Source organism: Rhizobium sp. NLR22b (genome assembly GCF_019685295.1).
Classification (GTDB): Bacteria; Pseudomonadota; Alphaproteobacteria; order Rhizobiales; family Rhizobiaceae; genus Rhizobium.
Genome location: NZ_JABDWM010000003.1, coordinates 206,228 through 223,042, shown reverse-complemented (window position 1 = coordinate 223,042; position 16,815 = coordinate 206,228). Strand labels below are relative to the sequence as shown.

General features: G+C 62.0%; 20 protein-coding genes and 1 pseudogene. 15 read left to right on the top strand and 6 right to left on the bottom strand.

The annotated features are described in order from the left end of the window. Positions 1-38: 38 nt before the first annotated feature. Entirely contained in the window at positions 39-1,781 is a 1,743-nt protein-coding gene (locus HJC00_RS07155; protein WP_221154579.1) for a chemotaxis protein, read from the top strand. Positions 1,782-1,903: 122 nt separating this feature from the next. Here HJC00_RS07155 and HJC00_RS07150 read toward each other — a convergent pair whose 3' ends face one another. Together HJC00_RS07150 and HJC00_RS07145 are read right to left on the bottom strand one after the other, a co-directional pair. Then, on the bottom strand, positions 1,904-2,986 hold the full coding sequence (locus HJC00_RS07150; protein WP_210629888.1) for a tetratricopeptide repeat protein: 1,083 nt from the start codon (positions 2,984-2,986) through the stop codon (positions 1,904-1,906). Between the two features lie 10 nt (positions 2,987-2,996). Next, positions 2,997-3,650: a thiamine phosphate synthase gene (locus HJC00_RS07145; RefSeq protein WP_221154578.1), complete on the bottom strand. Its 654-nt coding sequence runs from the start codon at positions 3,648-3,650 to the stop codon at positions 2,997-2,999. A 108-nt stretch (positions 3,651-3,758) separates the two neighbouring features. On the opposite strand from HJC00_RS07145, the gene HJC00_RS07140 reads away from it, so the two are divergent. Both HJC00_RS07140 and HJC00_RS07135 read left to right on the top strand, forming a co-directional pair. Then, a complete protein-coding gene (locus HJC00_RS07140; protein WP_210629886.1) occupies positions 3,759-4,523 on the top strand; it encodes a sulfite exporter TauE/SafE family protein in 765 nt (254 codons plus the stop codon). 67 nt (positions 4,524-4,590) lie between these two features. Then, a complete protein-coding gene (locus HJC00_RS07135; protein ID WP_003552646.1) occupies positions 4,591-4,851 on the top strand; it encodes a helix-turn-helix transcriptional regulator in 261 nt (86 codons plus the stop codon). A gap of 195 nt (positions 4,852-5,046) precedes the next feature. Here HJC00_RS07135 and HJC00_RS07130 read toward each other — a convergent pair whose 3' ends face one another. Further along, positions 5,047-5,220: a YdcH family protein gene (locus HJC00_RS07130; RefSeq protein WP_008533139.1), complete on the bottom strand. Its 174-nt coding sequence runs from the start codon at positions 5,218-5,220 to the stop codon at positions 5,047-5,049. A gap of 228 nt (positions 5,221-5,448) precedes the next feature. On the opposite strand from HJC00_RS07130, the gene HJC00_RS07125 reads away from it, so the two are divergent. The 8 genes from HJC00_RS07125 to HJC00_RS07090 all read left to right on the top strand — a co-directional run bounded on the left by HJC00_RS07125 (position 5,449) and on the right by HJC00_RS07090 (position 12,379). Next, positions 5,449-5,652, top strand: coding sequence for a YdcH family protein (locus HJC00_RS07125; RefSeq protein WP_010028538.1), 204 nt, complete (start codon positions 5,449-5,451; stop codon positions 5,650-5,652). A 16-nt stretch (positions 5,653-5,668) separates the two neighbouring features. Next, positions 5,669-6,163: a 5-(carboxyamino)imidazole ribonucleotide mutase gene (gene purE / locus HJC00_RS07120; RefSeq protein ID WP_210629885.1), complete on the top strand. Its 495-nt coding sequence runs from the start codon at positions 5,669-5,671 to the stop codon at positions 6,161-6,163. Continuing rightward, positions 6,160-7,236, top strand: a complete 1,077-nt coding sequence (locus tag HJC00_RS07115; RefSeq protein ID WP_210629884.1) for a 5-(carboxyamino)imidazole ribonucleotide synthase — start codon at positions 6,160-6,162, stop codon at positions 7,234-7,236. The genes purE and HJC00_RS07115 overlap by 4 nt, the downstream gene beginning before the upstream one ends. A gap of 164 nt (positions 7,237-7,400) precedes the next feature. After that, positions 7,401-7,526 (top strand): type B 50S ribosomal protein L36, encoded by a 126-nt coding sequence (gene ykgO, locus HJC00_RS07110; protein ID WP_003582204.1) that lies wholly within the window; start codon positions 7,401-7,403, stop codon positions 7,524-7,526. Between the two features lie 108 nt (positions 7,527-7,634). After that, complete coding sequence (locus tag HJC00_RS07105; RefSeq protein WP_221122988.1) at positions 7,635-8,249, top strand: hypothetical protein; 615 nt, start codon at positions 7,635-7,637, stop codon at positions 8,247-8,249. Positions 8,250-8,364: 115 nt separating this feature from the next. Further along, a complete protein-coding gene (locus HJC00_RS07100; protein WP_221154576.1) occupies positions 8,365-9,420 on the top strand; it encodes an alpha/beta fold hydrolase in 1,056 nt (351 codons plus the stop codon). 124 nt (positions 9,421-9,544) lie between these two features. Further along, complete coding sequence (gene ggt / locus HJC00_RS07095; protein ID WP_221154574.1) at positions 9,545-11,281, top strand: gamma-glutamyltransferase; 1,737 nt, start codon at positions 9,545-9,547, stop codon at positions 11,279-11,281. Between the two features lie 123 nt (positions 11,282-11,404). Beyond that, positions 11,405-12,379 (top strand): threonine/serine dehydratase, encoded by a 975-nt coding sequence (locus tag HJC00_RS07090; RefSeq protein ID WP_221122985.1) that lies wholly within the window; start codon positions 11,405-11,407, stop codon positions 12,377-12,379. Positions 12,380-12,397: 18 nt separating this feature from the next. Here the strand turns inward: HJC00_RS07090 and HJC00_RS07085 are convergent, their stop codons facing one another. Further along, a complete protein-coding gene (locus HJC00_RS07085; RefSeq protein ID WP_221122984.1) occupies positions 12,398-13,195 on the bottom strand; it encodes an SDR family oxidoreductase in 798 nt (265 codons plus the stop codon). 116 nt (positions 13,196-13,311) lie between these two features. On the opposite strand from HJC00_RS07085, the gene HJC00_RS07080 reads away from it, so the two are divergent. Then, on the top strand, positions 13,312-14,256 hold the full coding sequence (locus tag HJC00_RS07080; RefSeq protein ID WP_221163807.1) for a GlxA family transcriptional regulator: 945 nt from the start codon (positions 13,312-13,314) through the stop codon (positions 14,254-14,256). Between the two features lie 35 nt (positions 14,257-14,291). On the opposite strand, the pseudogene HJC00_RS32355 reads toward HJC00_RS07080, so the two are convergent. Together HJC00_RS32355 and HJC00_RS07075 are read right to left on the bottom strand one after the other, a co-directional pair. Next, positions 14,292-14,411 (bottom strand): annotated as a pseudogene (locus tag HJC00_RS32355) (phytanoyl-CoA dioxygenase); the annotation flags it as partial. An 8-nt stretch (positions 14,412-14,419) separates the two neighbouring features. After that, on the bottom strand, positions 14,420-15,328 hold the full coding sequence (locus HJC00_RS07075) for a LysR substrate-binding domain-containing protein (RefSeq protein ID WP_221154570.1): 909 nt from the start codon (positions 15,326-15,328) through the stop codon (positions 14,420-14,422). A 119-nt stretch (positions 15,329-15,447) separates the two neighbouring features. Here HJC00_RS07075 and HJC00_RS07070 point away from each other — a divergent pair, with 119 nt between their 5' ends. Genes HJC00_RS07070 through HJC00_RS07060 form a run of 3 tightly spaced genes read left to right on the top strand, consistent with a single transcriptional unit; the run spans position 15,448 to position 16,813 of the window. Beyond that, positions 15,448-15,867, top strand: a complete 420-nt coding sequence (locus HJC00_RS07070) for a tautomerase family protein (protein WP_207243467.1) — start codon at positions 15,448-15,450, stop codon at positions 15,865-15,867. Next, positions 15,864-16,265, top strand: a complete 402-nt coding sequence (locus HJC00_RS07065; protein WP_207243468.1) for a cupin domain-containing protein — start codon at positions 15,864-15,866, stop codon at positions 16,263-16,265. Before HJC00_RS07070 ends, HJC00_RS07065 begins: the two co-directional genes overlap by 4 nt. Beyond that, positions 16,262-16,813, top strand: coding sequence for a DUF4865 family protein (locus HJC00_RS07060; RefSeq protein WP_210629878.1), 552 nt, complete (start codon positions 16,262-16,264; stop codon positions 16,811-16,813). Before HJC00_RS07065 ends, HJC00_RS07060 begins: the two co-directional genes overlap by 4 nt. Positions 16,814-16,815: the final 2 nt, after the last annotated feature.

Here is a 16,815-nt window from a genome sequence, read left to right as displayed (position 1 = left end):
GAGTCAAATGGCCTGCGTTTTAAGAAAAGGTAATAAATGTGGCACACGCTCTGGTAACATCCAACGCTGCAGCCTACACATCGGGGCGGGAGATCAGTCAGATCCTGGAATCCGCCCGCAGCCAAGTCGAGGAGCGATTTCTCGCGGGCGGGGCGGTGCTGCTGTCGGTGATGGATGTCCTCAACCGTCTGCTGAACTCGCTCGAAAGTGTCGCCAAGGTACTCGATGACAAGGAGGCGAGCGATACCGGCGCCGATCTCCGCGCCACCGTGGAAATCCTGACTGCATTGCCGGTCACCGAAGAAAATCGCCAGCAGGCGCTCATCTCGCTGGCGCACACCGGCAGGGATCTGCGCAAACACGTCGCCGACATGCAGGAGACGATGCGCTATCTCAGAACCTTTGCCGTGACTGTCAAGATCACTGGCGCCGGCCTCGCCGAATTCGCCGGCTTTGCTCAGGAGATTCTGGAACGAATCTATTCGGGCACCGATGAGGTCAATCGTTTCGCCGCCCATCTCGACAGCCTTGAGAAAGAGGTCAAATTCGCCGCCTCCTTCGGAGCCAACGTTTCCAGGAGCTACGCCGATACCGTTCCGGCCGTCGCCGGAGCCCTGCGCGACGATGCCGCCAAGATCGCCGAACACCGCAAAAACCTCGGTGTCCTCGCCCGCGAGGTCGGCGCGATCGCACGCGGCGTCCAGAGCAAGGTCAGCTCGACTCTATCGGCCCTGCAGATCGGCGACATCACCCGTCAGCGCATCGAACATGTACAGGCAACCTTTTCGATGCTTGAAGATTTCCTCGCGGGCGAAGATGGCGCCAGGCTCGATGCCGGTGCGCGCCAGCGTCTTCAGAATGTCGTTCACCATCTGACCGCGGCGCAGATCAACGACATGTGGATCAATTTCCAGCGGGATTCGGAAAACGTCGTCAAGACGATTGCGAGTTTCGACCATGACATGCGGGAAATCCTCAAACTGCGCGATCAAATGGGCACCGAAAGCGGCGAAGCCGGCGGCAATTTCATGCGCGCGCTGGAATCCAGCGTTTCCGCCGCCCACGAGATCGTCAAGCAGGTTAACACGGCAAGCCGGCAGGCTGACCAGGTAAGCCATTCGACGATCGGCACGGCCGCCAAGCTTTCCGAAGCCATCGTCAACATCCGCGTTGTCAGGACCGACATCCATTACATGGCTCTGAACACCAATCTGCGCTGCAGCCGGCTTGGCGAGGAAGGCAAGTCGATCAATGTCGTCACCGCCGAGCTGCGCATCTTCGCCGGCAAGCTCGATGAATCCGCCGACGCCATCGTCAACGGCCTGCCGGCGCTCGAAGCCGCTGCCGGGCGCGTGGCTCCCGCCACGGACGCTGCGGCCGGCGGACTGGACGAGAGCCTGACCTCGGCTGTCGGCAACATCCGTTCCGCGGCCAATGTCATGGAAAACGAGCTGAAGGTGCTCGCCGAAAACGGCCGCGAGGTTGCCGCCAAGATCGGCCTGCTGATCGGCAAGCTCGACTTCCAGCACGAACTCGGCGATGTCCTTGCCCGCTGCGCCGATGTGCTCAAAGGCGTCGCCGGCATCGATGTCGCCGATATTTCTGATCTCGCGGAGGCCATCGCACCGCTCGACCGCAAGATCTTCAAGCTCTACACGATGGTCCAGGAGCGAAACATTCATCGCGACATCATCCCGGCAAGCAATGAAAACATTCCAGCGCCCGCGGAGACCGCCAAAACCGAAAATGACGAGGATCTTTTCGCCGACGCGCTTTTCTAGCGCATGTCTCGCAAAACTGTGCATCGGTTTGCGATAAAGACATGCGGAAAACCAAAGACCGAGAGCATGATAAGCGAATCTGAAGGACCGCGACATGCTTTAGAGAATGAAACACGCGGCGGCTATCGCCGCCGGAATTTGTTGGCGGCATCGATCGCCGCCTTCTGCTGATCGTCCTCGATCCCGAGATAAAAATCTTCCAGCGCTGGATCGGCAAGCCCGGCACGGCGCGACAGCACATACCACTTCGCCGCCTCGATCGGATTCGGCGGCGTGCCGATGGCGTTGATGTAGAGATGGGCAAGCTTGTTCTGGGCAACGACATTGCCGCCATTGGCGGCAAGTTTCAGCCATTCGAAACCCTTGACGTAATCCCTGGGACCACCGACGCCGTTGACGAGCCAGATGCCGAGATCGAGCTCGGCTGTGTCGAAGCCGGCGCGCGCGGCGCGCGCCATCCACTCGCGGGCGAGCTGCTTCTTTTCCTCCGGCAGATCCTTCAGCGTCGCATAGATCTGCGCCACGGCATATTGCGAATCCGCAATGCCCTGCTCGGCCGATTTCTCGTAAAACGGTAGCGCGAGCTTCAGCCCCTTTTCGCCGGGATTGTCGGCGACAACAATCTGCGCCCAGTTGAATTCGGCCGAAGGATTGCCGGCTTCGGCCGCCTTGCGCATATAGTCGTCGGCTTTGACCTTGTCGCGCGGCACACCTTGGCCTTCCATCAGCATGAGCGCATATTTGAACATCGCCGCAGGATCGCCGCCTTCGGCCGCCTTGCCGTACCAGAAGGCAGCGCCTTTCACGTCCTTCTTGACGCCGAGGCCTTGCGAGAGGATTTCGCCGATCAGCGTCTGCGCCGCCGGATCGCCGAGCTGGGCGCGCGGCAGCGCCTTGTCCATCGCCGCCAGATAATAGCCGCGCTGATAGGCGCCGTACGCCTCGTCGATCGGACCTTTGTAATCTTTCTCGGGCGGGAGGTCGGGCAGCTTCGCGCCCATGCGATCGAAAACGCCGACACCGTCCGAGGGCTTCACATCCCCGTTGGTGTGCCGGTCGGTACGAAAGCTTGACGCCGGCGCAGCGCCGGGCTGGCTGATGACGCTGTCCGGTGCCTGCGCCACAGCGATATCAGACCCGCCCGCAGTGAGGGCGACTATGCTGGCAAGCAGATATTTCAAAGGGCGGGCGGGCAGGATCGGCATGAGCGGGATTTCAATCCTCAAACCGTGGCGCTTTTTCGTCAAGCAGAGCATTGATCTCGGCAACGATGGATGGCGCTCGGCCGGGCTCCCCGAACACCGCCAGCCGCAGCGCCACGAACTCTGCTCCGGTCTCGGCAACGGCAAGAGCCGACGCGGGATCGGTGCCGCCCATGACGATGCAGGGGATTTCGATCATTGAGGCCCACCATTCGCCGAGCGCGAGGTTCTTGGGATGCGCCTCCGGCTTGATATCCCCATCAAGCTTGCCGAAGAAGATATAATCCGGCCTGACTTCGCCGATCTCCAGCGCATTGTGCCGGTCGCTGGCATTGCCGCCGCCGACGATCAGCTTCGGAGCGTGTTTGTCGATCGCCTCCGACAGTGCCTGCGCGTTGCTGGTTATATGCAGGCCATCGGCTTTCGCCCGTCCCGCCACGCGGCTGTCGCCTGCAATCAGCGCGGCGGCCCCCGCATCCTGAATCACTGGCACCAGCTTTTCGGCATGTTTCTGGAAGGCGCCGTCGTCGAGCCCGTATTGCGGCACGATGACGGAGGCGACATCGCCGCCCTTCAGCGCATCGGTGACGATCCTTGCCTGTTCATCGGCGTCGGCAATATCAGGGACGATGAGCACCAGGCGACAGCGGTTTTCGGGTTCGGTCATGAGGTCTTTCCGTTTCCTGCGAATTCCCTTCTCGAAAAGACGGATCCGCACTCGTTTTGTGTGAGTAGTTCCGTTAGAGGAGGCTTGCAAGAGGAGGACGTCGAAAGCATGCCGCAGGACTTGTCATTCTACTACGCCGCCGTGCCCGCGGTTCTGCTTGTTGGTCTCGCAAAAGGCGGCATGGGCGACGCTTTGTCGCTGATCGGCCTGCCCTTCCTCGCCCTGGTCGTCTCGCCGCTCGAGGCGGCGGCAATCCTGCTGCCGATCCTGGTCTTCATGGACATGATCTCGCTTGTCATCTGGCGCAGGCATGGCGATTGGGCGACGCTGAAGATCATGCTGCCGGGCGCAATTCTCGGCATTGCCCTCGGCTGGGCGACCTCGGCGCTTGTTCCCGGCAATGTCCTGCGCGTCGTCATCGGCGCGGTGACGATCCTCTTCTGCCTGCGCTATTTCTGGAACAATTTCGGCCCCGGCGCCAGCAAGACGATCCCCCCGCACGGACAGCGGCCGGTCGCTGCCGCCCTCTGGGGAACGTTTTCCGGATATGGCAGCTTCGTCGCCCATGCCGGCGGCGCGCCGTTTCAGATCTATGCCCTGCCGCTCAAACTGGAGCCGCGCGAATATACCGGCACCAGCGTGCGCTTCTTCGCAATCCTCAACGCCATCAAGCTCATTCCCTACTTTGCCCTCGGCCAGCTCGACACGCAGAACCTTGCGACCTCCGCCACGCTCTTGCCTTTCGCGCCGCTCGCCACCCTTGCCGGGGCCTGGTGCGTGCGCCGCATGAAGCCGCAGATCTTTTATCCTTTCATGTATGCGATGGCGCTGATCGCGGCCTTTCTGATCATACGCGAGGGCCTCGGCTGGTAAGGGCGGCAGTACGCTGCAATGCACAATTTCCTTGCTGCAACGGCCGGTTTGACGTAGCGTTTCTGCCATGTCGAACACGGACCCCTTCTCTGCGATTGCCGACCCGAACCGGCGCTTTCTGCTGGAGGAATTGCGGCGCGCGCCGCGCACGGTCAACGAGCTTGCCGAGGGCCTGCCGATCAGTCGGCCCGCTGTCTCGCAGCACCTGAAGGCACTGCTCGACAGCAATCTTGTCTCCGTGACCTCGGAAGGTACGAAACGCATCTACGCGGTCAACAACCGCGGCTTTGACAAGCTCAATCTGTGGCTGGATCAGTTCTGGGCCTGACCGCACCTCCGATCACACCCCTGACGCATCATAAAAACGCCCTTTTGCTGCAAGCAGACGCAAATGCGCCAGCCGCGACGTCACAAGCATCGGGCTGGCGCAATTCTGGTGTGATCACCGGTTCTTGCAAATTTTAGGCGGAATGGATGGATTTACCTCTTGCGCAAGATGATCGCCCGGCGACCCTTGGGAAGATTAATGGACGGATGACTTGAGACGCTGAATCTCGTCCTTGATGCGCAGCTTGCGGCGCTTGCATTCGGCAATTTCTGTATCGGAGATAGAAGGAGCTGTTCTGAGTGCATGCAACTCCTCCTCGAGAGCAACATGCTTTTTCTGGAGTGATTCAAGATGAGCTTCAACTGTCATTTGACCCTTCCTTCCTCTTACCCTCCCCGACCATCGTCGTCGGGGATCTAAGGTGTCAACGGGCGGACTGTGACATATTTTTGAAGGCTTGTCGAAGGCCAAAAGATGAAGATGCGATGGCAAATTCATGATCACGACTAACTAGCCGTTACCCGTATTTGGTGATAGGAGCTTGCGGAAATCATCGGCAGATCGGACAAGGTCCGTGGACGATAACGGGGAATGCATATGGCCGATCAGGAACAGGCGGAAATCAGGCTCATGGTGGCGCGTCTGCGCCAGGAGCACGAGGATTTCGACGCTGCGATCAACGCCATGATCGAGACCGGATGCGACGCTCTGCGAATCCAGCGCATGAAGAAGAAGAAGCTCGTCATCAAGGACAAGCTCTCCAAGCTGGAAGACCAGATCGTTCCCGACATCATTGCCTGAAAGGAACCGCCGCAGGATGACAGATAGACCACTCGTCGCCATCATCATGGGCAGCCAATCCGATTGGGAGACCATGAAGAACGCGGCCGACACGCTGGAAGCGCTGGAAATCGCTTATGATGCGCGCATCATCTCAGCGCACCGTACGCCCGAGCGTATGATGAATTTCGCCAAGGGCGCCCGTGCGGAAGGCTTCAAGGTCATCATCGCCGGTGCTGGCGGTGCGGCGCATCTGCCGGGCATGACCGCATCGATGACGCCGTTGCCGGTCTTCGGCGTGCCGGTCCAGTCGAAGACCATGTCCGGCCAGGACAGCCTTCTTTCCATCGTGCAGATGCCGGCCGGCATTCCGGTTGGGACCCTCGCCATAGGCAAGGCGGGTGCGGTCAACGCCGCTCTTCTCGCCGCCGCCGTGCTGGCCCTTTCCGACGAAGAGATTGCCGACAGGCTCGACGAATGGCGCGAGCGCCAGAGTGCTGCCGTCGCCGAATATCCAATGGACAACCAATGACCATAGGAACAATCGGCATAGTCGGCGGCGGCCAGCTCGGCCGCATGCTGGCCATCGCCGCCGCCAGATTGAATTTCCGCACTGTCATCCTCGAGCCGCAGCTCGACTGCCCCGCCGCCCAACTGGCGAACCGGCAGATCGTTGCCGCCTATGACGATCCGGCGGCACTGGCCGAACTGGCAGACGCCTGCGACGTCGTCACCTACGAATTCGAAAACGTGCCCGTCGCAGCCGCCGAAGCGCTCTCGGCAAGCATCGCCGTCTATCCGCCTGCCAAGGCGCTTGAGGCCGCCCAGGATCGGCTCGTCGAAAAACGCTTCCTCAACGGCTGCGGCATCTCAACCGCTCGCTTTCATGCGGTCGACAGCCAGGCAGATCTCGAAACCGCGCTGAAAGATTTCGACGGCCAGGGCGTGCTGAAGACCCGCCGCCTCGGTTATGACGGCAAGGGGCAGAAGGTTTTCCGCTCGCCCGCCGACAATCCTGACGGTGCCTATGCCGCGCTCGGGGCCGTGCCGCTCATCCTCGAAAGCTTCGTCGCCTTCGAGCGCGAGGTCTCGATCATCGCCGCGCGTGCCGCGGATGGGACGGTCGTCTGCTTCGATCCCGCCGAGAATGTCCACCGCAACGGCATCCTCCATACCTCGACCGTTCCGGCCGCAATCTCGGCGACGACAGCGGAGGCCGCTCGTCGATCGGCCGAAAAGATTCTCGCCGCGTTGAACTATGTCGGCGTGATCGGCATCGAATTCTTCGTGCTTGCCGATGGCGGCCTGATCGCCAACGAGATGGCGCCGCGCGTCCACAATTCCGGTCATTGGACGGAAGCCGCCTGCGTCGTCAGCCAGTTCGAGCAACATATCCGCGCTGTCGCCGGCCTGCCGCTCGGCAATGGCGAGCGCCACTCCGACTGCGTCATGCAGAATTTGGTCGGTGACGATATCCTTGCCGTCCGCGACTGGCTGCAACGTCCCGACACGCTGGTTCACCTCTATGGCAAGAGCGAGTGGCGCCCCGGCCGCAAGATGGGTCATGTCACGACATTGGCGCCGAAATTGCCGGTTTCGCGGTGAGAAACGGTCCTGCGGCTTGGGAAAAACACCGTCACGTGGTTGACACGCTGGAGGTGACGAGGTATCTGCACCCCCACCTAAAGAGCGCGCCCCGACGGCGCGCTTTTGATTGTTAAAGTTACGGGCGAATGTGAATTCCCCCATAGAGATCGCGGATCAGAAAAATGAAGATCAAGAATTCGCTCAAGTCGCTCAAGGCTCGTCACCGTGACAACCGTCTGGTTCGTCGCAAGGGCCGCATCTACATCATCAACAAGCTGAACCCGCGCTACAAGGCTCGTCAGGGCTGATTGCGCGAATCCGGATTGTGCGCCGCGCAGATTGCGCCGACGGACATCCGGTGGGTCGCTGCGGTGATCACGTCTAATTTGTTTGATCTTCGGCGCTGGCGGGCTAATATGTCCGCCATGCGCTTTTTTGCTTTGACGTCAGCGGTGCTGCCGCTCGCCTTCATCCTCTCCACCTCCCCGTTCCCGGCCACCGCGGCGGAAAACAACGTCATTGTCGAGCGGAGGGATGCCAATAGTTCGCCGAAGCAGCGTCTCGACCAGCTCTTCAGCCAGCTGAAGCGCGAGCGTGATCCTGACAAGGCCAGCAGCATTGCCAACGAAATTCGTCTGGAATGGAATGATTCCGGCAGCGCGACCGTGAACCTACTGATGCAATGGGCCGACAAGGCGATTGAGGAAAAGCGCAATCCCGCCGCTCTCGATTTCCTCGACGAGGCGATTGCCCTCAAGCCCGATTATGCCGAGAGCTGGAATCGCCGCGCCACGCTGAATTTCGTCATGGGCAATTACCGCAAGTCGATGTCCGACATCGAGCATGTGCTGGATATCGAGCCGCGCCATTTCGGCGCGCTCTCCGGCATGGCCGCGATCCTCAGCAATTCCGGCAACGATCAATTGACCCTGAAGGCCTGGGAACGGTTCCTCGATATCTATCCCGCCGATCGCACTGCGCAGGAGCAGGTCAACATGCTTGCGGAAAAACTCGCCGGCAATCGCACCTGAAGCCGGCCGATCAAGCTTGACCTTCGGCCGGAGCGCGCAATTTTAGAACCTGTCGAGGGCAATTTGACGCGACCGCCGCCCCTCGCAAAATCCATCGACTGTCGCCGTTAAGATCATGCTTGCCGAAGTTTCCGCCCTTCTTGCCCCGCTCGCCGCCGCCATCGGTTACTCTTCTTATAAGGCGCGGCAATTCGAACGGACCTATCCGAATATCGGTGAATTGACGGATGTCGGCGGCTACCGCATGAACGCCGTCCATGTCGAACGTCCCCAAAATGCGGATCTGCCGGCGCTCGTCTTCATTCACGGCGCTAGCGGCAATCTGCTCGATCAGTTCGTCGCCTTTCGCGCCCCGCTCGAAGGCCGGGCGGAAATGCTGTTCGTCGATCGTCCCGGTCACGGCTATTCCGAGCGCGGCGGCCCTGAGAACGCCGTACCCTCGGGCCAGGCCGATGCAATCGCTCGACTGATGGAAAAGCGCGGCATCGAGAAGGCGATCATTGTTGGCCATTCCTTCGGAGGCGCGATCACCGCCGCCTTCGGACTGCGCCATCCGGATAAGACCGCTGGTCTGCTCTTCCTCGCACCCGCCACCCATCCGTGGCCCGGCGGCATCGACTGGTATTACCACGTGGCGACCGTGCCGGTCATCGGTTGGCTCTTCAACCACGCCATCGTCGTTCCGCTTGGACTGAGCCGGCTGGAGCGCGGCACATTGAACGTTTTCCGTCCCAATCCACGCCCTGCCGACTACATCGAAAAAACCGGCCCGTCGCTGGTGCTGCGCCCGCGCACCTTCCACAACAATGCCGCCGATTTCAAAAGACTGCTCGCCTATGTGAAGGAGCAGTCGCCGCTCTACTCGCAGATCACCGCGCCTACCGTTATCATCACGGGCGACCGCGACAAGATCGTCTGGGAACACCTGCATTCGCGCGGCCTCGCCCGCGATATACCAGGTTCCGAACTCGTTACGGTCGGCGGCGTCGGCCATAAGCCGGATTATCTGGCCACCGACGTCGCTATCGCCGCCATGGAAAAGATCGCCGGCGAGCCCCGCGACCTCCAGGCGGCCGCCCGCCGTGCCGAAGAGCGGCTCGCCGCCTCTCTCCGCGATCAAGCGATCCAAATCCAGCCGTCGCGGATGCCGGGCGCTCTCCACGGCGTTTGATCTCTCCGGCGGTGTCCCTGTCGGACATTCGGCCGGCTTCCTCGCACAAAGCCTGCTCCTCGCATTGCCGCGGACCGCAGCAGCCCCATATGTCTTTCCGTTGTTGTCCATAGGAGGGGAAATCATGGGCCGCCTGCATATCGGGACGATCTCCGTCATATCGGCCTTGTCGCTAACTCTGACGACGGCTTTCGCGGCGTCGCCCGCACCGGTTGAAGCCGAACACGGGATGGTCGTCACCGCCCAGCATCTGGCGACCGATGTCGGCGTCGAGGTGCTGAAGAGCGGCGGCAACGCCGTCGATGCGGCGGTCGCCGTCGGTTATGCACTGGCGGTCGTCTATCCCTCGGCCGGCAATCTCGGCGGCGGCGGCTTCATGACCATTCGCCTGAAAGACGGCAGCAAGACCTTCCTCGATTTCCGCGAGCGCGCGCCACTCGCCGCGACAAAGACCATGTATCTCGATAGCAAGGGCGATATCGTGCCGCGCGCCAGCCTTGACGGCTACCTCGCCGTCGGCGTTCCCGGTTCGGTCAAGGGCTTCGAGACGGCGCGGGAGAAATACGGCACCCGCTCACGCCAGGATCTGATCGCGCCGGCGCTCCGCTTCGCCAAGGAAGGCTACACGCTGGAACAGGGCGATGCCGCGATTCTCGCCGGCGGCGCCAAGCGCCTTGCCAAGGACGAGACGGCGGCGAAGATTTTCCTGAAACAGGACGGCAAGCCCTATGCGTCCGGCGAAAAGCTTGCGCAGCCCGACCTCGCCGCGGTTCTGGCAGCCATCTCGGAAAAAGGACCCGACGCCTTCTACAAGGCCGCCCCCGCCGAGGCGATCGTCAAAGCGAGCCAGGCCAAGGGCGGTATCCTTGCCAAGGAGGATTTCGAGCAATACACCGTGCGCGAACTGAAGCCAATCGAGTGCAATTACCGCGGATACGACATCATCTCCTCACCGCCACCTTCCTCCGGCGGCGTCATCATCTGCGAGATCCTCAACGTCCTCGAAGGTTATCCGCTCTCCTATCTCGGCTACGCCTCGGCTGAAACCGTGCACGTGATGGTCGAGGCGATGCGCTACGCCTATGTCGACCGCAACGCGGCGCTCGGCGATCCCGATTTCGTCGAGAACCCGGTCGAGAAAATGCTCGACAAGAGCTACGCCAAGGAGATCGCAGCAAAGATCGATCCCTACAGGGCCGGGACTTCGGCCAACCTGAAACCCCTCGGCGGCAAGGAAAGCAACGAGACGACCCATTATTCGATCATTGACGACGAGGGTAATGCGGTTGCCGTCACCTATACGCTGAACGGCTCCTTCGGCGCGGCGGTCGTCGCGCCCGGCACCGGCGTTCTGCTCAACAACGAAATGGACGATTTCACCTCCAAGCCGGGTGTGCCGAACCTTTATGGCCTCGTTCAGGGCGAAGCCAATGCCATTGCTCCGAAGAAGACGCCTCTCTCCTCGATGAGCCCGACGATCGTCACCCGCGACGGTAAGCCCTTCATGGTGATCGGCAGCCCCGGCGGCTCGCGCATCATCACCATCACGCTGGAAACGATTTTGAATGTCATCGACTTCGGCATGGATATCAGCCAGGCGGTCAACGCGCCGCGGGTTCATCACCAATGGCAGCCCGACAAGGTCTATTTCGAGCCCTATGCGCTTTCGCCCGATACGGAAAGGACGCTTGCGGCGATGGGCTATAGCTTCGACGGCGGCAACGACGCCCCGCTCTGGGGCCAGGCCGCTGGTATCCTCGTCGGCGGCAAAAGCCTTGCCGCCATCGAAAAAGGCAGTGGCGCTCGTTACAACGGCGCCATGGACGCCCGCGCGACGGAAGGCTCAGCAGGCGGCTATTGACGGTCGGCGAGCCGCCGGGCATAGGCGCAATGGTCATTCATGTCACGGTGACAAAGTCACCGTTCACAAACCGTTTGCCCCGTCTTATGCATGAGCGACTCCCGCAAGCAGGACGATTCCCGAATGGTCAGCATTGAAATGATTGTTGCCGCCCGCGCTCGACTGCGCGGTCGCGCGCGCCGCACGCCGCTTCTCTCCTCCCCCTTCCTGAACGAGATCGCCGGCCGGCGGCTGTTCGTGAAGGCGGAATGCCTGCAGCATTCGGGTTCCTTCAAGTTTCGCGGCGGCTGGTCTGCGGTTTCCGGCCTTGACCCGGCCGTACGCACGCGCGGCGTCATCGCCTTCTCCTCGGGCAACCATGCGCAGGGCGTCGCCCTTGCCGCCAAGCTGCACGGCGTGCCCGCCGTCATCATCATGCCGAGCGATGCGCCGAAGCTGAAGATCGCCAACACCCGCGCCTTCGGCGCCGAAGTCGTGCTCTACGACCGCGCCAACGAGGATCGCGATGAAATCGGCGCGCGGCTCTCCGCCGATCGCGGCCTGACGCTGATCAAGCCTTTCGACGAACCGCTTGTCATCGCCGGCCAGGGCACGACTGGCCTCGAAATCTCCGAACAGGCGGAAGAAGAAGGTGTGACGGAAGCCGAGGTGCTCGTTCCCTGCGGCGGCGGCGGACTGACGTCAGGCATCGCGCTCGCCCTCGAGGCCAGCGCCCCCGGCTTTCGCGTCCGTCCCTGCGAGCCGGAGAATTTCGACGACACCACCCGATCGCTCGCCTCCGGCAGGATCGAACGCAATGCCGCGATGTCGGGTTCGATCTGCGATGCGATCGTCACACCGGAGCCGGGCAAGATCACCTTCCCGATCTTGAAGCGCCTCGCCGGCGCTGGCATCGTCGTCACCGACGAGGAGGCGCTCCGCGCCATGGCGCTCGCCTTCGTCAGATTGAAGATCGTCGTTGAGCCGGGCGGCGCCGTGGCGCTGGCTGCCGCTCTTTTCCATGGTGAGGCGCTGGAAAGCGATACAGTCGTCGCCGTCACCTCCGGCGGCAATGTCGATACCGACATCTTCGCTATGGCGTTGGAACGCTTCGGCTGAGACAGACCGGCGGCTTGATCAAGCCGCCCTGTAACGTTGGGCCGGCGCCGTACGCGAAAGGTTCGGCATCAATGCCTGGCGCGCCTGTTCGTAGGCGGCCAGCAAGCCGGCGTCCTCAAGCGCGGGAATGGTTGCGAATTCCCCTTGCTTGAGGCCCGCGAGCGAGGCATCGACCATATCTTCCGCCGACATCACGATCTCATTGGGCAGGTGCTCGACGTGCGTGCCGGCGATGCCCCAGAATTCAGTCGCGGTGGCGCCGGGCAGCACGGCCTGGATACGGATGTTCTTCTCCGCCAGCTCATGTTTCAGCGACTGGCTGAAGGCAAGCACGAAGGCTTTCGTGCCGCCATAGACGCCGTTCAACAGTTCCGGCGCGATTGCGACGATCGAAGCGATGTTAATGATCGTGCCGCCGCCGCGCGAGACGAAACCGGGAACGGCGGCATAGGTTAGCCGCATCAGCGCTGTCACATTGAGTTCGATCATTTCCTGCATTTTGTTTACATCGGCAGAAAGCAGCGGCGCCGTTCCCCCAAAGCCGGCATTGTTGACGAGAAGGGTGATGCTCCGGTCTTGCTTCAGCACGCCCTCGACGCGCGCTAAGTCCACCTTGCTGCCCAGATCGGCGACGAGGGTCTCCACAGTCCTGCCGGTCTCGGTCGTCAGCCGGCTTGCCAGCGCCTTCAGCCGCTCCCCATTGCGGGCGACGATGATCAGATCGTAACCCTGCTGCGCCAGCCGATGCGCATAAATCGCGCCGATGCCCGAGGATGCGCCGGTAACGAGCGCCGTACCCTTATGTTCCTGTGACATGCTCCGTCTCCTTTGTTGCACTGGCCCTTGCCCCGCGCTTGAAGAGAACGATACGTCGAATTGCCAAAGTCCTGAATGTCATATACACCACCTTTTAGGACACAGGAGGTTCAGCCATGCAGCATGTCGCTTTCCTGCTCTATCCCGGCTTTCAGATCATGAGCCTGGCCGCTGTCTCGGTCTTCGAGTTCACCAATCTCGAACTCGGCCGGAAGGCTTATGACATCACCTACATCTCCGAAGCGGGCGGAACATTGCGCACCTCGCTCGGTATGTCGGTCGAGACCGAGCCTTTCGGCGATCCGGTCTTCGACACGCTGGTCGTCGTCGGTGCACCTGACCTCATCTTGCCGAAGCCTGGCGAAAGCGCCTTCATTCGCGCCGCACTAGGTGCCTCCCGCCGCGTCGCTTCGATCTGCACCGGCGCCTTCTTCCTCGCCGAAGCCGGTATTCTCGACGGTCGCCGCGCGACGACGCATTGGTGCCTCGCCCGCGAGATGAAGGCGCGTTATCCGAAGATCAGGGTGGAAGAGGATCGCATCTTCATCATCGACGGTTCGGTCTGGACATCCGCCGGCATGACCGCCGGGATCGACCTTGCACTGGCGATGGTTGAGAAGGACCACGGCATCGAAGTCGCCCGCGCCATTGCGCGAATGCTCGTCGTCTATCACCGCCGCGCCGGCGGTCAGTCGCAATTTTCCGCGCTGCTGGAACTCGAGCCGAAATCGGACCGCATTCGGAAGGCGCTGGACTTTGCCCGCAGCAATCTGAAATCTCAGCTTTCGGTGGAAGAACTGGCGGAAGCCGCTCATCTCAGCCCCCGCCAGTTCAGCCGCGCCTTCCGCGCCGAAACGGGCCAGTCGCCGGCCAAGGCCGTCGAGAACTTGAGGCTCGAAGCCGCCAGGCTGATGATGGAGCAAAGCCGCCATCCGATCGACGTGGTTGCCGACGAAACTGGCTTTGCCGATCGCGAACGCATGCGCCGCGCCTTTTTGCGCGCCTTCGGTCAGCCGCCGCAGGCGATCCGCCGCAACGCCCAGTTGGAACGGCAGATGTGAGTACCCAGTCGGCGACCACCGGGTGCCCCTTCTCGCTACGACAGGTGAAGCGCCCGGCGGATCGCGGGATCGACCGGCGAATAGACGCCGTCCTGCTGTTCGAGCCGAAGAGGCTCAGAACGTGCAAGGCCGGGCTGCGCCATGAAGCGCCTTTCCGACGGGGTCAATGAGATATCAGGCCATCACTCGCTGGCAGGGCGCCCCGCACCGACTGTTGCACGAGCTCGGCAAGCCGGGCCGCGGCCGGTTGCAGTTCGGCCTCGGCCCGATGCAGGACCAGCCCGAGCTTCGGCAAACCAGGCAGGCCGACGGCCTCCGGCTGAAGCGTCCGGACCTTTGCCGGTAAGCCGACCGGGGTACGAATGGTAAAACCGAGGCCCGCCGCCGTCGCGGCCCAGAGGCCGCCGAGACTGGGGCTGACAAAGGCGAGCCGCCAGGAAATGCCAGCCTCGTCAAGCGCCCGGGTCGCCGCATAGCGCAACAGGCACGGCGCCTCCAGCGAGGCAAGCGGCATTGGCTCGCCACTCGCAGCATGCCAGACTGGCTGCCCTTCTGCAGGCCCGATCCAACACATCGGCACCTCGCCGATCGCCTCACAATGTGCCGTCAACGTCCCATCGCTCCAGGCCAGCGCCAGGTCGAGCTTGCCTGAGGTGACCCGATCGAGCAGTTCGGCATTGCGCACCACTCGAGCCTCAATGCGTACCTTTGGATGGGCGCGAGCGAAACGGCCGAGCACCTCGGGCAACAGGGTCTCGCCGAAATCCTCCTGCAGGCCGAGCCGCACCCAGCCTTCCAGCTCGACGCTGTGCACGGCCGCCGCCGCCTCATCGTTGAGCTCCAGCAGCCGTCTGGCGTAACCGAGCATCGTTTCGCCGGCATCGGTCAGCGCCAGTCCGCGGCCCGCCTTGCGGAAGATCGGCGTGCCCGCCTGTTCCTCCAGCTTCTTCAACTGCGCACTGATCGCTGACGTCGAACGCCCGAGCTTTTCTGCCGCTTTGGCGAAATTGCCGAGCTCCATGCCGGTCGAAAAGGTCCGAAGCACATCGAGATCAAAGATCGTCCGTCGCATCATATAGTCCTGGTTTTTGGGATCATTAATCCATAAAATTCTGATTTTCAGCATCATCGTGCTGTGAGATGGTTTCATTGTCAAGGCCGGGGAACCGGCCAGAACCATGGAGAACCCCAATGCCCTTCGTTCGAATTTCCCTTCGCAAAGGCAAGTCGCCAGACTATCTCGCGGCGCTCGCGGACAATATTCAGCGCGCGCTAGTCGAGACTTTCGACGTGCCCGAAAACGACCGCTTCCAGGCCATCCACCAGCATGACGAGAACGAGCTGATCTTCGATCGCAGCTATCTCGCAGGTCCGCGCTCCGGCGATTTCGTCTACATCTCGATCACCATCGGCAGACCCCGCACGGCCGAGATGAAGGCCGCACTCTACCGGCGGCTCGCGGATCTCCTGGCAGTGTCGCCCGGCCTTCGGCCCGAGGACATCATGATCGTCATCAGCACCAGCGCGCCTGATGACTGGTCCTTCGGCAACGGCATCGCCCAGATGACCGATCCGGACTGGCGACTGCGGGTAGCAGGAGGCCGGCAATGAGCGCTTCGAACCCGAAAACGATGACCGTCAGCCGTCCCGGCAAGGTGGTCCGCTCGCCCGAAGGCGTGGCAACCGCGCCCTTCTGGGTCGAGATGCTGCTCGAAGGCGCCGACGGTGAAAACACTGCGATGCGCGCAACCCTCGATCCCGGCACTATCACCCGCTGGCACACCCATCCCAGGGGGCAGTTGCTCTATGTCCTTTCGGGACAAGGCCTGGCTCAGAACGAGGGCGGCCCGGTCGAAGAATTGCGTGCCGGGGATGCGGTCTGGTTTGCGCCCGGCGAACGCCACTGGCATGGCGCTGCCGATGACAGCCCGTTCAGCTATATCAGCATCCAGCCGGCGGACAATGGCAGCTTCGTCGAATGGCTGGATCCGGTGGACGCACGGCCATGATCGGCATGCAATACAGCTTCACCCTGCCGGCCGACTACGACATGTCGATCATCGACCGCCGCATCCGCGAAAAGGGACCATTACTCGACGGCTTCCCCAATCTCGGCTTCAAGGCCTATCTCAGCGCACGCAGGAACGAATTCGGCGGCCGCGACAACCTCTACGCACCCTTCTATCTCTGGCAGAAGCCCGAGGGAGCAAACGAGTTCCTCTGCGGGCCGGGCTTCGAAGCGCTCACCGGCGCCTTCGGCTGGCCTCAGGTGAGGACATGGATTGTCTGGCAGGCGGCCGTCTCTCCCGATATCGCAGCAGCGGCCTTTGCCACCCGCGATATCATGCAGACGGAACCCTACTCGCCGCTCGCCGATACCCGCCGGGCCGAAAGCGCAGAAGCCGTAGCCGATCTGGAAGCAGGCGCGCTCGCCTCCGTCTCCGGCTTCGAACCGACGACCTGGACGCGCGTGCGCTTCAGGCTATGGAAAGAGATGCCCGAGATCGGTGGGCACACGCAAGCCTTTCGTGTCGGCCACCTGTCCCTGCCTCGCTGAGA

Excerpts from the sequence above, each read along its gene's own strand:
- HJC00_RS07150 (WP_210629888.1), bottom strand. The coding sequence starts at position 2,986 with ATGCCGATCCTGCCCGCCCGCCCTTTGAAATATCTGCTTGCCAGCATA.
- ykgO (WP_003582204.1), top strand. The coding sequence starts at position 7,401 with ATGAAGATCAAGAATTCGCTCAAGTCGCTCAAGGCTCGTCACCGTGAC.
- purE (WP_210629885.1), top strand. The coding sequence starts at position 5,669 with ATGACAGATAGACCACTCGTCGCCATCATCATGGGCAGCCAATCCGAT.
- HJC00_RS07135 (WP_003552646.1), top strand. The coding sequence starts at position 4,591 with ATGTCGAACACGGACCCCTTCTCTGCGATTGCCGACCCGAACCGGCGC.
- HJC00_RS07080 (WP_221163807.1), top strand. The coding sequence starts at position 13,312 with ATGCAGCATGTCGCTTTCCTGCTCTATCCCGGCTTTCAGATCATGAGC.
- HJC00_RS07115 (WP_210629884.1), top strand. The coding sequence starts at position 6,160 with ATGACCATAGGAACAATCGGCATAGTCGGCGGCGGCCAGCTCGGCCGC.
- HJC00_RS07090 (WP_221122985.1), top strand. The coding sequence starts at position 11,405 with ATGGTCAGCATTGAAATGATTGTTGCCGCCCGCGCTCGACTGCGCGGT.
- HJC00_RS07075 (WP_221154570.1), bottom strand. The coding sequence starts at position 15,328 with ATGCGACGGACGATCTTTGATCTCGATGTGCTTCGGACCTTTTCGACC.
- HJC00_RS07140 (WP_210629886.1), top strand. The coding sequence starts at position 3,759 with ATGCCGCAGGACTTGTCATTCTACTACGCCGCCGTGCCCGCGGTTCTG.
- HJC00_RS07145 (WP_221154578.1), bottom strand. The coding sequence starts at position 3,650 with ATGACCGAACCCGAAAACCGCTGTCGCCTGGTGCTCATCGTCCCTGAT.
- HJC00_RS07065 (WP_207243468.1), top strand. The coding sequence starts at position 15,864 with ATGAGCGCTTCGAACCCGAAAACGATGACCGTCAGCCGTCCCGGCAAG.
- HJC00_RS07060 (WP_210629878.1), top strand. The coding sequence starts at position 16,262 with ATGATCGGCATGCAATACAGCTTCACCCTGCCGGCCGACTACGACATG.
- HJC00_RS07125 (WP_010028538.1), top strand. The coding sequence starts at position 5,449 with ATGGCCGATCAGGAACAGGCGGAAATCAGGCTCATGGTGGCGCGTCTG.
- ggt (WP_221154574.1), top strand. The coding sequence starts at position 9,545 with ATGGGCCGCCTGCATATCGGGACGATCTCCGTCATATCGGCCTTGTCG.
- HJC00_RS07070 (WP_207243467.1), top strand. The coding sequence starts at position 15,448 with ATGCCCTTCGTTCGAATTTCCCTTCGCAAAGGCAAGTCGCCAGACTAT.
- HJC00_RS07085 (WP_221122984.1), bottom strand. The coding sequence starts at position 13,195 with ATGTCACAGGAACATAAGGGTACGGCGCTCGTTACCGGCGCATCCTCG.
- HJC00_RS07130 (WP_008533139.1), bottom strand. The coding sequence starts at position 5,220 with ATGACAGTTGAAGCTCATCTTGAATCACTCCAGAAAAAGCATGTTGCT.
- HJC00_RS07100 (WP_221154576.1), top strand. The coding sequence starts at position 8,365 with ATGCTTGCCGAAGTTTCCGCCCTTCTTGCCCCGCTCGCCGCCGCCATC.
- HJC00_RS07105 (WP_221122988.1), top strand. The coding sequence starts at position 7,635 with ATGTCCGCCATGCGCTTTTTTGCTTTGACGTCAGCGGTGCTGCCGCTC.